Source organism: Achromobacter sp. 2789STDY5608621 (genome assembly GCF_001299375.1).
Taxonomy (GTDB): Bacteria; Pseudomonadota; Gammaproteobacteria; order Burkholderiales; family Burkholderiaceae_B; genus Achromobacter; species Achromobacter insuavis.
Genome location: NZ_CYTU01000002.1, coordinates 56,379 through 71,308, shown reverse-complemented (window position 1 = coordinate 71,308; position 14,930 = coordinate 56,379). Strand labels below are relative to the sequence as shown.

At 65.8% G+C, this 14,930-nt stretch carries 8 protein-coding genes; 2 read left to right on the top strand and 6 right to left on the bottom strand.

All coding sequences use genetic code 11. The features are described from left to right. Positions 1-14: 14 nt before the first annotated feature. Both mfd and serB read left to right on the top strand, forming a co-directional pair. Positions 15-3,497 (top strand): transcription-repair coupling factor, encoded by a 3,483-nt coding sequence (mfd, locus tag AOZ53_RS02775; protein WP_082385495.1) that lies wholly within the window; start codon positions 15-17, stop codon positions 3,495-3,497. A gap of 23 nt (positions 3,498-3,520) precedes the next feature. After that, complete coding sequence (serB, locus tag AOZ53_RS02770) at positions 3,521-4,378, top strand: phosphoserine phosphatase SerB (protein WP_054429644.1); 858 nt, start codon at positions 3,521-3,523, stop codon at positions 4,376-4,378. A gap of 99 nt (positions 4,379-4,477) precedes the next feature. Here the strand turns inward: serB and AOZ53_RS02765 are convergent, their stop codons facing one another. The 6 genes from AOZ53_RS02765 to nuoL all read right to left on the bottom strand — a co-directional run bounded on the left by AOZ53_RS02765 (position 4,478) and on the right by nuoL (position 14,920). After that, positions 4,478-6,745 (bottom strand): TonB-dependent receptor, encoded by a 2,268-nt coding sequence (locus AOZ53_RS02765; protein ID WP_054486788.1) that lies wholly within the window; start codon positions 6,743-6,745, stop codon positions 4,478-4,480. Between the two features lie 317 nt (positions 6,746-7,062). Further along, positions 7,063-9,312 (bottom strand): TonB-dependent receptor, encoded by a 2,250-nt coding sequence (locus tag AOZ53_RS02760; RefSeq protein WP_054486786.1) that lies wholly within the window; start codon positions 9,310-9,312, stop codon positions 7,063-7,065. 200 nt (positions 9,313-9,512) lie between these two features. After that, positions 9,513-9,842 carry a DUF2818 family protein gene (locus AOZ53_RS02755; protein ID WP_006393413.1) on the bottom strand — a complete coding sequence of 110 codons (330 nt, stop codon included), beginning with the start codon at positions 9,840-9,842 and terminating at the stop codon, positions 9,513-9,515. Positions 9,843-9,854: 12 nt separating this feature from the next. Further along, entirely contained in the window at positions 9,855-11,339 is a 1,485-nt protein-coding gene (gene nuoN / locus AOZ53_RS02750) for an NADH-quinone oxidoreductase subunit NuoN (RefSeq protein ID WP_054429647.1), read from the bottom strand. Between the two features lie 9 nt (positions 11,340-11,348). Beyond that, positions 11,349-12,851, bottom strand: coding sequence for an NADH-quinone oxidoreductase subunit M (locus tag AOZ53_RS02745; protein WP_054429648.1), 1,503 nt, complete (start codon positions 12,849-12,851; stop codon positions 11,349-11,351). Next, positions 12,848-14,920, bottom strand: coding sequence for an NADH-quinone oxidoreductase subunit L (nuoL, locus tag AOZ53_RS02740; RefSeq protein ID WP_054486784.1), 2,073 nt, complete (start codon positions 14,918-14,920; stop codon positions 12,848-12,850). Before nuoL ends, AOZ53_RS02745 begins: the two co-directional genes overlap by 4 nt. Positions 14,921-14,930: the final 10 nt, after the last annotated feature.

The following is a 14,930-nucleotide window of genomic DNA, read 5'->3' as shown; positions in this document are numbered from 1 at the left end:
TAATCTTCCGCTTGATGCCTGCTCCCAGCCTGATGCCCGCTCCCACCTCCTCCGCCACGGCAGCGCCGCCCGTTCCCGCGACCGCCCCCACCCTTGCCGCGCTCAAAGCCGGCGCGCGCTATGCGCAGCCTCGCCCGCCGGGCTCCGGCGACGCCTGGCTGCTGGCCGACCTGGCCCGGCAGGCGGCCGCGCCGCTGGTGGTGCTGACCGCCGAGCCGCTCGAAGCCCAGCGCCTGGCCGAGGAAATCGCGCTGTTCGCGCCCGGCCTGCGCGTGCGCCAGCTGCCCGACTGGGAAACGCTGCCGTACGACGCCTTCTCGCCGCACCAGGATCTGATCTCCGAGCGCCTGCACACCCTGCATTCGCTGATGATGAAGACGGTGGACGTGCTGACGGTGCCGGTCACCACCGCGCTGTACCGGCTGGCGCCGCCCTCCTTCCTGGCGGCCTACACCTTCTCCTTCAAGCAGAAGGACAAGCTCAACGAGGCGGCGCTGCGCGCGCAGCTGACGCTGGCGAACTACAACCACGTCACCCAGGTCACCGCGCCCGGCGAGTTCTGTCTGCGCGGCGGCCTGATCGACCTGTTCCCGATGGGATCGGCGCTGCCCTACCGGCTGGACCTGTTCGATGACGAGATCGAGACCATCCGCAGCTTCGACGTCGACACCCAGCGCAGCCTGTATCCGGTGCGCGAGGTGCAGCTGCTGCCGGGCCGCGAGTTTCCGATGGACGAGGACTCGCGCAACCGCTTCCGCGCGCGCTTCCGCGAAGAGTTCGAAGGCGATCCCTCGCGCGCCCTGCCCTACAAGGACATCGGCAACGGCATCCCCTTCGCCGGGGTCGAGTACTACCTGCCGCTGTTCTTCGACGAAACCGCGACGCTGTTCGACTACCTGGCGGAAGGCACCATCACCGTCACCGTCGGCGACATCGACGACGCCATGATGCGTTTCAGCCAGGACACCGGCAGCCGCTACGGCTTCCTCAAGAGCGACCGCGAGCGCCCGGTGCTGCCGCCGTCCGCGCTGTTCCTGGACGAACAGGCGCTGTACGCCCGCCTGAAGGATTTCCGCCGCCTGGCGCTGGCCGCCGGCCAGCCGCACCCCGACTTTCGCGCCGCGCCCGACGTCAGCGTGGCGCGCCGCGCCGAGGACCCGATCGCCAAGCTGCGCACGCATGTCGGCAAGCCGCAAGGCCGCGTGCTGCTGTGCGCCGACTCGGCCGGCCGCCGCGAGACGCTGGTGCAGATGCTCAACGAGTTCGGCGTCACGCCCGACGCGCAGCCGGACAGCATCGAGGCTTTCCTGGCCTCCGACGCCCACTTCGGCATCGTCGCCGCGCCGCTGGCCACCGGCTTCGAACTGCCGCAGGCCAACCTGGCGTTCCTGACCGAGAACGACCTCTATCCGGGGCTGACCAGCACCGGCCGGCGCGGCAAGCGCGACCAGGAGCGCGCCAGCAACGTCGAAGCGATGGTGCGCGACCTGTCCGAACTGCGCGCCGGCGACCCCGTGGTGCACGCGCAGCACGGCATCGGCCGCTACCACGGCCTGGTCAACATGGACATGGGCGAAGGCGAGATGGAGTTCCTGCATCTCGAATACGCCAACGGCAGCACGCTGTATGTGCCGGTATCGCAACTGCACGTGATCGCCCGCTACAGCGGCGCCGATCCGGAAGCCGCGCCGCTGCACCAGCTGGGCTCTGGCCAGTGGGACAAGGCGCGCCGCAAGGCCGCCAGGCAGGTGCGCGACACCGCCGCCGAACTGCTGGCGCTGTATGCGCAGCGCGCCGCGCGCGAGGGCTTCGCCTTCAACCTGCCGCTCAACGACTACCAGGCCTTCGCCGAAGGCTTCGGCTTCGAGGAGACCGCCGACCAGGCCGCCGCCATCGAGGCCGTGATCGCCGACATGACCTCGGGCCGCCCGATGGACCGCCTGGTGTGCGGCGACGTCGGTTTCGGCAAGACCGAGGTGGCGCTGCGCGCCGCGTTCCTGGCCGTGGCCAACGGCAAGCAGGTCGCCCTGCTCTGCCCTACCACGCTGCTGGCCGAACAGCATGCGCAGACCTTCTCCGACCGCTTCGCCGACTGGCCGGTGCGGGTGGTGGAGCTGTCGCGCTTCCGCTCGGCCAAGGAAGTGTCCGCGGCCATCGAGGGCATCAACGACGGCCGCGTCGACATCGTCATCGGCACCCACAAGATCCTGTCCAAGGACGTGAAGTTCAAGCGCCTCGGGCTGGTCATCATCGACGAGGAACACCGCTTCGGCGTGCGCCAGAAGGAGGCGCTCAAGGCGCTGCGCGCCGAGGTCGACGTGCTGACGCTGACGGCCACGCCGATCCCGCGCACGCTCGGCATGTCGCTGGAAGGCATCCGCGATTTCTCGGTCATCGCCACGGCGCCGCAAAAGCGGCTGGCCATCAAGACCTTCGTGCGGCGCGAAGACGGCAGCACGCTGCGCGAAGCGCTGCTGCGCGAGCTCAAGCGCGGCGGCCAATGCTACTTCCTGCACAACGAGGTCGAGACCATCCACAACCGCCGCGCCCGCCTCGAAGAGCTGGTGCCCGAGGCCCGCATCGCGGTGGCCCACGGCCAGATGCCCGAGCGCGAGCTGGAACAGGTGATGAAGGGCTTCTACCAGCAGCGCTACAACGTGCTGCTGTGCACCACCATCATCGAGACCGGTATCGACGTGCCCAGCGCCAATACCATCGTGATCCACCGCGCCGACCGTTTCGGCCTGGCGCAGCTGCACCAGCTGCGCGGCCGCGTCGGCCGTTCGCACCACCAGGCCTACGCCTACCTGCTGACGCCGGGCGAGGACGCCATCACCAGCAACGCCAAGAAGCGGCTGGAGGCGATCCAGGCCATGGAGGAACTGGGCTCGGGCTTCTACCTGGCCATGCACGACCTGGAGATCCGCGGCACCGGCGAGGTGCTGGGCGACTCGCAGTCCGGCAACATCCAGGAAGTGGGCTTCTCGATGTACAACGAGATGCTGAACGAGGCGGTGCGCGCCCTGCGCGCCGGCGAGGAGCCGGACCTGGACGCGCCCTTCAACCTCGCCTGCGAGGTCAACCTGCATGCGCCGGCGCTGCTGCCGTCCGACTACTGCGCCGACGTGCACGCGCGCCTGAGCGTCTACAAGCGCCTGGCCCACGCCGCCGATGAAGACGACCTGATCCAGATCCAGGAAGAACTGATCGACCGCTTCGGCAAGCTGCCCGAAGCGGCGCAGACGCTGCTGACCACGCACCGCCTGCGCCTGGCCGCGCAACCGCTGGGCATCGTCAAGATCGACGCCAGCGAAACCCAGGCGCTGCTGCAGTTCGGCCCCAAGACCAGCGTCGATCCGGCGAAAATCATCGAGCTGGTGCAGCGACAACGCCACATCAAACTCGCCGGACAGGATAAATTGCGGGTTGAGATCAAGGCCGCGCAGATCCCGGCCCGCGCCGACGCCGTGCGCGCCGTGCTGCGCGCCTTGAAGTAACCCGCCCCGACCTTCGCATTTTTATGACTATCCATCACCTCGTCGTTCAATCCCCCGGCCTGACGGTCGAACACGCCGAACAGATCGCCGCCCTGGCGCAGGCGCAGGGCGTGGCCCGCATCAGCGCCACCGCGGCCCGCCTGCTCGACGTGCAGCACGATGACGCGACCCGCGCCCAGGTGGTGTCGTGGGCCGAGCGCCACGGCGTCGATACCGCCTTCGTGCCGGCCGGCCTGAAGCTGTCGCACTGCAAGGTGCTGGCGATGGACATGGACTCGACGCTCATCAACATCGAGTGCATCGACGAGATCGCCGGCGTGGCGGGCGTCAAGGACAAGGTCTCGGAGATCACCGAGGCGGCGATGCGCGGCGAGATCAAGGACTTCTCCGACAGCCTGCGCCGCCGCGTCGCGCTGCTCAAGGACGTGCCGGCCGAGGCCCTGGAGCAGGTCTACACCGAGAAGCTGCGCCTGAACCCGGGCGCCGAGCGCCTGATCACCACCGCCCAGGCGGCCGGCATCAAGGTGCTGCTGGTGTCGGGCGGCTTCACTTTCTTCACCGACCGCCTGCGCGAGCGCCTGCGGCTGGACAGCGCCCACGCCAATACGCTGGAGATCGACAACGGCGTGCTGACGGGCCGCGTGCTCGGCGACATCCTGGACGCCGACGCCAAGGCCGTGTACCTGCGCGAGTTCGCCCGCACCCATGGCGCGACCAAGGAACAGATCATCGCCATGGGCGATGGCGCCAACGACCTGAAGATGCTGGGCGCCGCCGGCTTCCCGGTGGCCTACCACGCCAAGCCGCTGGTGCGGCAGCAGACGCGCTACGCGCTGAACGTCTCTGGCCTGGACGGCGTGCTGAACTGGTTCGAAAGCTGATCGCGCCGCATCCGCCCAAGAAAAAAGCCACCGTCGAGGTGGCTTTTTCTTGGGCTGAACCCGCCCGGGAACCGCATGCGCGGCGCCCGGACTCGCGAATCAATAGCGCATGTTCACGCTCAGGATCGCCGAGCGGCCCGGCGCGATGTTGGCGTAGTGCGCCGGATAGGCCTTGTCGTAGTAGGTCTTGTCGAACAGGTTGAAGACGTTCAGCTGCACGTTCCAGTTCTTGTTGAAGCGGTAGCCGGCCATCGCGTCGAAGCGCCAGTACGACGGAATGTAGGTGGTGTTGGTGGTGTTGCCGTACTGCTTGCCCACGTAATAGGCGCCGCCGCCCAGCGTGAGGTCCGGCGTCACCGCGTAGGTCGACCACAGGCTGAAGCTGTTCTCGGGCGTGTTGGGGAAATCGTTGCCCTCGTCGGCGCCCGAACCGTCCTTGAGCTTGCTCTTCATGAACGTGTAGCCGCCGAACACCTGCCAGGCCGGCGTGATGCTGCCCGAGAAACCCAGCTCCAGGCCGTTCACTTCCTTCTTGCCGGCCATGGCGTAGTCGCCGGACGGCAGCGTGACGCGGGCGTTGGTGGTCTCGGTGCGGAACAGCGCGGCCGTCAGCGTCATGCGGCGGTCGAGCACATCCCACTTGGTGCCGATCTCGTAGGTCTTGTTCTTTTCCGGCGCCATGTCGGCCGCGTTCAGGCCGACGTTGCCGCGACCCGGCGTCAGGGCCAGGCTTTCGCTGCCTTCGCCCAGCGTGGCGTTGGACGGCGTCGACGAGGTCGCGTACGACACGTACACGCTGCCGTTGTCGGTCGGCTTGAACACCAGGCCCAGCTGGTAGTTCAGCAGCGTGTCGTCGCGCTTGATGACCTGGTAGTTGTTGGCCGGGGTATTGGTGAACTTGGTCTCGTAGCGGTCCAGGCGCAGGCCGCCGTTGACCAGCCATTGCGGCGACAGTTCAACGGTGTCGAAAGCGTAGATCGACTTGGTGATGGTGCGCGAGCGGGTCGGCTGGCCGAGGCGGTCGCCGTCCAGCGTGTTGACCCAGGGATCGTGCGGATCCGGGTCGTACAGGCTGGTGCAGTTGTAGTTCGATGCCGCGCCCAGTGCATTGCACGCGTTCGCCGGGCCCGAGCCCGAGCCGCGGTTGACCGCCAGCGTGTCCTTCTTGCCTTCTTCCTTGGACAGCTCGATGCCGACGTTGAAGCTGTGCTTGAGCGAGCCGGTCTCGAACTTGCCCGTCAGCTCGGTCTGGTTGGCCAGGCTGTCGACGCGGCTGGCGCGGGTGTTGGCGCGGCGCCAGACGCGGCCGTTGAGCACGTTGCCCTGGCTGTCGTCGGGCTGCGTCCAGACGTAGTCCTGGGTCGAGTAGGTGTAGCGCGTCATGTTGCGCAGGGTCAGGCGGTTCGAGAAATCGTGCTCGATGCCGATCGTGCCCATGTCGGACGTGGTCTTACGGTAGTCGCTGGACAGGCCGTAGAAGTTGTTGCGGTTGACGCTGGCCGGGCCGGTTTCCGTGACGCCCATGTAGCTGCCGTTGCGCTGCACCTTGGTGCTCGGGTAGGCGTACGGGATGCCGCTGTCGGGCAGGTCGTCCGACTGCATGTGGTAGTAGCTCAGCGTCACGCGGGTCGGCGTGTTGACGCCGAAGGTGATGGTGGGCGCCACGCCCCAGCGGCTGTTGTTGACCATGTCGCGGCCGGCCACATCGGCGTCATGGTACATGGCGTTCAGGCGGAAGGCGGTCTTCTCGCCCAGCAGCCAGTTGCTGTCGATCGTGCCGCGATAGTAGTTGTCGGTGCCGATGCCCAGGCTGGCCGCGGTGAAGTTCTCGGCCTTGGCCGTCTTGCTGATCAGGTTGATGCTGCCGCCGGCGCCGCCACGGCCGCCAAAGGCGCCGTCGGAGCCCTTGATGACCTCGATCTGCTCCAGGTTGAACACTTCGCGCGAGGTCGCGCCGATGTCGCGCATGCCGTCCACGTAGGTGCTGGCCTGGGCGTCGTAGCCGCGGATGATCGGACGGTCGCCGAGCGGATTGCCGCCCTCGCCCGCGCCGAACGTGATGCCGGGCGAGTTGCGCAGCGCTTCCGTCAGGGTGGAGGCGGCCTGGTTCTGGATCACTTCCTGCGGGATCACCTGCACCGATTTGGGCGTGTCCAGCAAGGGCGCGGTGAACTTGGTGGAGGCGGAATCCTTGACGTCGTACGGCACCAGCGTGTCGCCCTGCACCTGCACGGGCGATAACTGCGTCACGCCCTGGCCGCCCGATTGCGCCTGCGCGCCGGATGCCAGGAACAGCGCCGGGGTCGCCAGCACCGCGGCCAGCGATCCGCTGAGCGAGGTGACGGCAAAAGTGTCTTCGGATTTCAACGCTTTCTCCAGAATATGAATAACAACGATTCTTGTTTTTTTGAAGGTTGCGATTCTGGACGCCAAACCTGAAAGGTTCCTGAAAGAAAGGTGAATACCTCGTAAAGTCGGGAAAAAAACAACACAAGTTAAGTAAACATTCGCGATATATAACAACTCATAACGCGGGTATTCCCTGAATAAAAACTGAACCATTGCGCCGTGCCGCGTCGACAGCCTCCCGGCGTTCTCAAGGCTCGCCCGTCAACGTCCCCGCCCGCCGGCTCCATGAAAAAAAGGCCACCTCGAAAGGTGGCCTTCTTCATGCCGCGCGCCGATCAGTAGCGCACTTTCACCGACAGCAAGGCCGCCCGCCCCGTGCCGAGCGCGGCATGGTTGCTCGGCCTGGCCCGCGTGTAGAACGTCTCGTCGAACACGTTCAACACATTGAGCTGGACCGAGAGATTCGGGCTGAAGCGGTACTTGGCCATGGCGTCGAAGCGCCAGTACGACGGCACCCAGCGCGTCTTGGGCGCGCCGTGGGCATCGACATCCGTATTCGTGTTGCCGTAGACCTTGTCGACGTAATAGGCGCCCGCGCCCAGCGTCAGTTCAGGCAGCACCTTGTAGGAGGTCCAGAGGCTGAATGCGTTGCGCGGCGTGTTCGGCAGGTCCCGGCCCTCGGCGCCGATATCCTTGCGGCCGCCCCGGATCAGCTTGCTGTCCAGGAAGGTGTAGCCGCCATAGACGTTCCAGGCGGGCGTGATGGCGCCCGAGAAACCCAGTTCGATCCCGCGCACCCGGGTCTCGCCCGCCTGCTCGTACTCGTTCGGCATCACCTCGATGTTGGTGTGCTTGCGCGTGTCCTGGAACACCGCGCCCGAGAGCGTCAGGCGTTCGTCCAGCACCTGCCATTTGACGCCCGCCTCGACCGAGCGGCTCTGCTCCGGCGCCGCTGCCTCGTCCGAGCTCTTTCTCAGGATGTCCGACGCCGTGGCGCCCGCCACCGCGGACGGCGTCGACGACGTGCCATAGGAGGCGTAGAGCGTGCCTTCGGGCACCGGCTTGTAGGCCAGGCCCAGCTGATAGTTCAGCAGATTGTCGGTGCGGCGGTAGCCCTGCTCTTTCTTGTCGTGGCCGCTGGCGCGGTAGTTGTCCCAGCGCAGGCCGACGCTGGCCTGCCACTGCTCGTCGAACTTGAGCGTGTCGAAGCCGTACAGCGCCAGCGTGTCGGTGGCATAGGGCGCCGGCCAGCTGCGGACGGTGCGGCACGGATAGGACACGTTCGGATCGGGATGACGCAGCGAGGTCTGCGCCAGGTCGGCCGGGCATTTGGTGACGCCATCCGACGACAGGACCTGGTCGTTGTTGTAGGCCATGGTCTGCTCGACGCTGGTGTATTCGAAACCCAGGTCGAAGCCATGCTTGACGCCGCCCGACTCGAACTCGCCGCTCAGGTCGGTCTGGTTCGCGAAGGCCTTGGTGGTGTAGTACCTGCCATAGGCCGGCCGGTTCACGATCCCCGCGGGCAGGTTGGCGAGCGTGAGGTCGGGTTGGGTGGCCAGATAGTCGGCGGTCTCGTGGCCATATCGCACCACGCTGCGCAGCTTGAGCCTGTCGGAGAAATCATGCTGGAAATCGACCGTGGCCAGGTCATCGCGCGTCTTCATGAAATCGCGCCCGGCCAGGCCATAGAAGTTCTTGCGGCTGATGCCCAGGGTCTCCGTCACCGGCAGGCCCACTCGCGGGTCATAGGGGATGGAGTAATCCGGCATGCTGTCGTTCTGGTAGTGGTAGTAGCTGAGCGTGATACGGGTTGGCGTGCCCATGCCCAGCGCCAGCGACGGCGCCACGCCCCAGCGCTCGAAGTCCACCGCCTTGTCACGGCCCGGCACATCGCCCTTGTTGCCCATGACGTTCAGACGGAAGGCCGACTTCTCGCCCAGCCGCCAGTTGCTGTCGAGCGTGCCCCGGTAGTTACTGTCGGTGCCGATCTGGCCCGTGACCTCGATGGCGTCCTTGGCCTTGGGCGCCTTGCTGACCAGGTTGATGCTGCCGCCCGCGCCGCCGCGGCCGGCGTAGACTGAATCGGGCCCCTTGATGATCTCGACCTGTTCCAGGTTGAAGGTGTCGCGCGCCTGCATGCTGACGTCGCGCATGCCGTCCAGGAACAGGCTGCTGGCGGCGTTCTGGCCGCGGATGACGGGCAGGTCGCCGCCGGCGCGTCCGCCCTCGCCCGCGGCGAAGGTGATGCCCGGCGAGTTCTGCAGCACGTCCTGCAGCGAGGTCGCGGACTGGTCGGAGATGACCTGCTTGGGCACCACCTGCACCGAGCGCGGCGTATCCAGCAGCGGCGCGGTCATCTTGGACGACTGCACGCTGTCCGGCTGGTAGGGCGAGGCCTCGCCCTCCACCTGCACCGGCGCCAGCTGGGGAATGTGGCTGGCGCCCGCTTGCGCCATCGCATAGGGACTGGCGAACAGCGCCGGCACCGCCACGGCGGCGGCCAGCGACCCGGCCAGTGAATTCAGCGCGCATGCATCTTCGCGTTTCACGATCAAGCCCTCCAGGTTGTGAATGACAACCATTTCTGTTTATGAAAGGTTGCGATTCTGGACGGGAAAACCGATCGGGTTCAGTTCGACGAGGGAAATCGGACGCGGTAACGCGGAAATGCCGTGATTTGACGATATTTCGCCACGGAATCGGCAATCAGCGGATACACCGAGGCATCAAAGCAAAACGCCCCTTGCGGGGCGTTTCACAGGTACTGCTCGGCGCGGCCGGCTCAGGTCCGCAGCCGCGGGTGCCGCTTGAACAGATAGCGATACACGAAACCGGGATAAGCCAGCACCAGGTACAGGCTCAGCGTGATGGCGTAGAACTCCCAGGTCTGCGCGAAGCGGTTGCCCAGCACGGACTCGAACGTGAAGCCCAGGGCCCCCACGATCAGGTAGAACACCAGCACTTCGACCAGGCGCATCCAGAACGGCTTGACGGCATCCGCCCCGCCCCGCTTCCACGGCAGCACGGCGAACACGCGTTCCGTCAGGAAGGGCAGATTCGCGCTGACCAGGGCCAGCGCGATCAGGAGCCATACCGCCAGGGTCTGGTTCATGGCCCGGTCCGCTTACAGGCTGAGCGAGCTGCGGATGGCCTGCACGCACAGGGCCATCAGGCCGCCGGGCAACAGGCCCAGCACCAGGATCAGCAGGCCGTTGACCGACAGCACGCCGCGCTGGCCGCAGGTGGCCGACATCGGGGCGGCATCGGCCGCCGGCTCGTCGAAGTACACGACCTTGACCACGCGCAGGTAGTAGAACGCGCCGATCAGCGAGAACAGCACCGCGATCACGGCCAGCGTGACGTGACCGGCGCTGACCAGCGCCTGCAGCACCGCCAGCTTGGCGTAGAAGCCCACCAGCGGCGGGATGCCGGCCAGCGAGAACATCAGCAGCAGCACGATGGCGGCATGCCACGGGCTGCGACGGTTCAGGCCCTTCAGGTCGTCGATGTGCTCGCACTCGAAACCCTGGCGCGACAGCAGCAGCACGATGCCGAAGCTGGCCAGCGTGGTCAGCACGTAGGTCAGCATGTAGAACAGCGACGCGCCGTAGGCGGACGAGGCCAGTTCCGGCTTGCCGACCACCGAGCCCGACATCAGGCCCAGCAGCACGAAGCCCATGTGCGAGATGGTCGAGTAGGCCAGCATGCGCTTGAAGTTGGTCTGCGCGATGGCGGTCAGGTTGCCGATGGCCAGCGACAGCACCGCCAGGATCATCAGCATCGGCTGCCAGTCGGCCGCCAGGCCGTGCAGGCCGTCGACCAGCAGGCGCAGCGTGATGGCGAAGGCCGCCAGCTTGGGCGCGCCGCCCAGGATCAGCGTGACCGCGGTCGGCGAACCCTGGTAGACGTCCGGCACCCACATGTGGAACGGCACGGCGCCGAGCTTGAACGCCAGGCCCGAGACCAGGAACACGATACCGAACACCAGGGCCAGCTTCTCGGCCTTGCCGGCGGCGATGACCTTGGAGACTTCAGCCAGGTCGAGGTGACCGGTGGCGCCGTAGACCATCGACATGCCGTACAGCAGGAAGCCCGAGGCCAGCGCGCCCAGCACGAAGTACTTCATGGCGGCTTCGGTGGCGACGACGTTGTCGCGACGCAGCGCGATCAGCGCGTACAGCGCCAGCGACATCAGTTCCAGGCCCAGGTAGATCGAGATCAGGTTGCCCGACGAGATCATCACCATCTGGCCCAGCAGGGCGAACAGCGTCAGCACGTACAGTTCGCCGCCGCGCATCATGTCGCGCAGCTGGGCGTAGACGCGGCCGTAGACCAGCGTGACCGCCACCGCGATGTACGAGGCGATCTTGAGCAGGTGCGACAGTTCGTCGGTGACGTACAGGCCGTTGAAGGTCGAACCCGTGACGCCGTTCTTCCACTGCAGCACCGACACCACGGTCAGCACGCCCAGCGCAAGCATGGTCAGCAGGAACGTCGGCTTGCGCTCGGGGTGATTGCTGACCGCGTCGACGAGCAGGATAGCCAGGCCGAAAACCAGCAGGAGGATTTCCGGTGTCGCCAGGGCGAAATCGATTTGGGATTGCATCATTGTCTTGTCTTACAGTTTCGAGACGGCAACGTGTTGCAGCAGGGCCTCGACCGACACGTGCATCACGTCGGTGAAGGGCTTGGGATAGATCCCCATGTACAGCACGGCGATCGCCATCACGCCAAGAATCACGAATTCGCGGCGGTTGATATCGGTCAGTTCGCGGACGTGGTCGTTGGCGATGTCGCCCAGGACCACGCGCTTGACCATCCACAGCGAATACGAAGCGCCCAGGATCAGCGCGGTGGCCGCCAGCAGGCCGATCCAGAAGTTGTGCTCGACCGCGCCCATGATCACCATGAACTCGCCGACGAAACCGCTGGTGGCCGGCAGGCCGCTGTTGGCCATCGAGAACAGGATGAAGAACGTGGCGAAGCGCGGCATCACGTTGACCACGCCGCCGTAGTCGGCGATGCGGCGCGAGTGCATGCGGTCATAGAGCACGCCGATACACATGAACATGGCGCCCGAGACGAAGCCGTGGGAGATCATCTGCACGATGGCGCCTTCGACGCCGGCCGTGTTGAAGATGAAGAAACCCAGGGTGACGAAGCCCATGTGGGCGACCGACGAATAGGCCACCAGCTTTTTCATGTCGTCCTGCACGATCGCGACCAGGCCGATGTAGATCACGGCGATCAGCGACAGCGTGATCATCAGGCCGGCCAGGCTGTGCGAGGCGTCGGGCGCGATCGGCAGCGAGAAGCGCAGGAAGCCGTAGGCGCCCAGCTTCAGCATGATCGCGGCCAGCACGATGGAGCCGCCCGTGGGCGCCTCGACGTGGGCGTCCGGCAGCCAGGTGTGCACCGGCCACATCGGCACCTTGACGGCGAAGGCCGCCAGCAGCGCCACGAAGATCAGGATCTGCGGGGTGTAGCCCAGCTTGGTCTGCTGCCAGGTCAGGATGTCGAACGAACCGCCCGAGGCGTGCCACAGGTAGACGAACGCGACCAGCGTCAGCAGCGAGCCCATCAGGGTGTAGAGGAAGAACTTGAAGGCCGCGTAGACCCGGTTCGGTCCGCCCCAGACGCCGATGATGATGTACATCGGGATCAGCGTGGCTTCGAAGAACACGTAGAACAGCATGCCGTCCAGCGCGCAGAACACGCCGACCATCAGACCCGACAGGATCAGGAAGGCGGCCATGTACTGGGACACGCGGCTGGTGATGACTTCCCAGCCGGCCAGCACCACGATGATGGTGATGAACGCGGTCAGGAGCACGAACCACAGCGAAATGCCGTCGACGCCCAGGTGGTAGTTGACGTTGAAGGCTTCGATCCAGGAGGTCTTCTCGACGAACTGCATGGCAGCCGTCTTGGAGTCGAACCCGGTGTACAGCGGGATCGTGACGAGGAAGCCGGCGATCGAGCCGACCAGCGACAGGCCGCGCGTCAGACCGGGACGGTCGTCACGGCCCACCGCCAGCACCAGCAGGCCGAATACGATCGGGACAAAGATCGCAAGCGTGAGCCAGGGGAAAGTGTTGGATGCCATCTCGCTTGCCATCATTGGGGAATCAGCACAAAGAAAGTCACCAGCGCCATGATGCCGATGATCATCGCGAACGCGTAGTGATAGATGAAGCCGGACTGCAGGTGGCGGCTGATCGCCGACACCCAGCCCACCACGCGGGCGCTGCCGTTGATCAGGAAGCCGTCGATGATGCCGCGGTCGCCGGTCTGCCACAGGCCACGGCCCAGGCAGCGCAGGCCGCGGGCGATGATCTGCTCGTTGACCCAGTCGACGTAGTACTTGTTCTCAAGCACCTTGTTGACGGCCGACAGGCTCGACTTGATCGCGGCCGGGACCTTCGGGTTGATCAGGTAGCAGTACCAGGCGATGACCGCGCCGGCCACGACCAGCCAGAACGGCAGGGTCTGGAAGGCGTGCAGGCCGAAGGCGACCCAGCCGTGCCACTCTTCGTGCAGCTCGTGCATGGCGGGATGCTGCGGCAGCACCGTGATCACGCCGTTGAAGAACTTGCCGAACAGCATCGGATCCACCGCCCAGGCGCCGATCAGCACCGACGGGATCGCCAGCAGGATCAGCGGCAGGGTCACGACCCAGGGCGACTCGTGCGGCTTGCCGCCGTGGTGGCCGTGGCCATGGTCGTCGTGACCGTGGTCGTCATGGCCATGCGCGTCGTGGCCGTGGTCGTCATGGCCATGCGCGTCGTGGCCGTGGCCATGACCGTGGTCGCTGGTGTCGAAGCGTTCCTTGCCGTGGAAGACCAGGAAGTACACGCGGAACGAGTACAGCGAGGTCACGAACACGCCGATCAGCGTGGCGTAGTAGGCGAAGCTGGCGCCCCAGACGTGGGCGGCGCCGGCGGCCTCGATGATGTGTTCCTTCGAGTAGAAACCCGAGAAGAACGGCGTGCCGACCAGGGCCAGCGTGCCCAAGAGGAAGGTGATCCAGGTGATGGGCATGTACTTGCGCAGGCCGCCCATGTTGCGGATGTCCTGGTCGTGGTGCATGCCGATGATGACCGAGCCCGCGCCCAGGAACAGCAGCGCCTTGAAGAACGCGTGCGTCATCAGGTGGAAGATCGCCACCGAGTAGGCCGAGGCGCCCAGCGCGACGGTCATGTAGCCCAGCTGCGACAGCGTCGAATACGCCACCACGCGCTTGATATCGTTCTGGATGATGCCCAGGATGCCCAGGAACAGCGCGCCGATGGCGCCGATCACGATGATGAACGACAGCGCGGTGTCCGACAGCTCGAACAGCGGCGAGAAACGCGCGACCATGAAGATGCCGGCCGTCACCATGGTGGCGGCGTGGATCAGCGCGGAGATCGGGGTCGGGCCTTCCATCGAGTCGGGCAGCCAGGCGTGCAGGGGCACCTGCGCCGACTTGCCCATGGCGCCGATGAACAGGCAGATGCAGGCCACGGTCAGCAGCATCCAGTCCGAACCGGGCAGCGTCAGCTTGGACAGCTTGTCGGCCTGGGCGAACACTTCACCGTAGTGCATGGTGCCGGCGTAGGCGAACAGCAGGCCGATGCCGAGGACGAAACCGAAGTCGCCGACGCGGTTGATCAGGAACGCCTTCATGTTGGCGAAGATCGCGGTCGGGCGGGTGTACCAGAAACCGATCAGCAGGTACGAGACCAGGCCCACCGCTTCCCAGCCGAAGAACAGCTGCACCATGTTGTTCGACATCACCAGCATCAGCATGGAGAACGTGAACAGCGAGATGTACGAGAAGAAGCGCTGGTAGCCGGGATCGTCGGCCATGTAGCCGATGGTGTAGATGTGCACCATCAGCGACACCGAGGTCACCACGACCATCATCATGGCCGACAGCGGATCGATCAGGAAGCCGATTTCCAGCTTGGTCTGGCCGATCAGGCTCCAGGTGTAGACCGCGCCGTCGAAGCGCAGGCCGTTGAGCACGTCGCCCAGCACCACCACCGAACCGATGGCGGAGATGAGCACGCCCAGGATGGTGATGACGTGCGAGGCGCGGCGGCCGATCGGACGGCCCAGGAACCCGGTGCCGAAAAGGCCCGCGAGGATTGCTCCGGCCAGCGGCGCCAGCGCGATGAGCAGGTAGAGATTGGGTGAGCTAGACATTTTCTTCCAA

Excerpts from the sequence above, each read along its gene's own strand:
- mfd (WP_082385495.1), top strand. The coding sequence starts at position 15 with ATGCCTGCTCCCAGCCTGATGCCCGCTCCCACCTCCTCCGCCACGGCA.
- serB (WP_054429644.1), top strand. The coding sequence starts at position 3,521 with ATGACTATCCATCACCTCGTCGTTCAATCCCCCGGCCTGACGGTCGAA.
- AOZ53_RS02760 (WP_054486786.1), bottom strand. The coding sequence starts at position 9,312 with ATGGTTGTCATTCACAACCTGGAGGGCTTGATCGTGAAACGCGAAGAT.
- AOZ53_RS02755 (WP_006393413.1), bottom strand. The coding sequence starts at position 9,842 with ATGAACCAGACCCTGGCGGTATGGCTCCTGATCGCGCTGGCCCTGGTC.
- nuoN (WP_054429647.1), bottom strand. The coding sequence starts at position 11,339 with ATGATGCAATCCCAAATCGATTTCGCCCTGGCGACACCGGAAATCCTC.
- AOZ53_RS02745 (WP_054429648.1), bottom strand. The coding sequence starts at position 12,851 with ATGATGGCAAGCGAGATGGCATCCAACACTTTCCCCTGGCTCACGCTT.
- nuoL (WP_054486784.1), bottom strand. The coding sequence starts at position 14,920 with ATGTCTAGCTCACCCAATCTCTACCTGCTCATCGCGCTGGCGCCGCTG.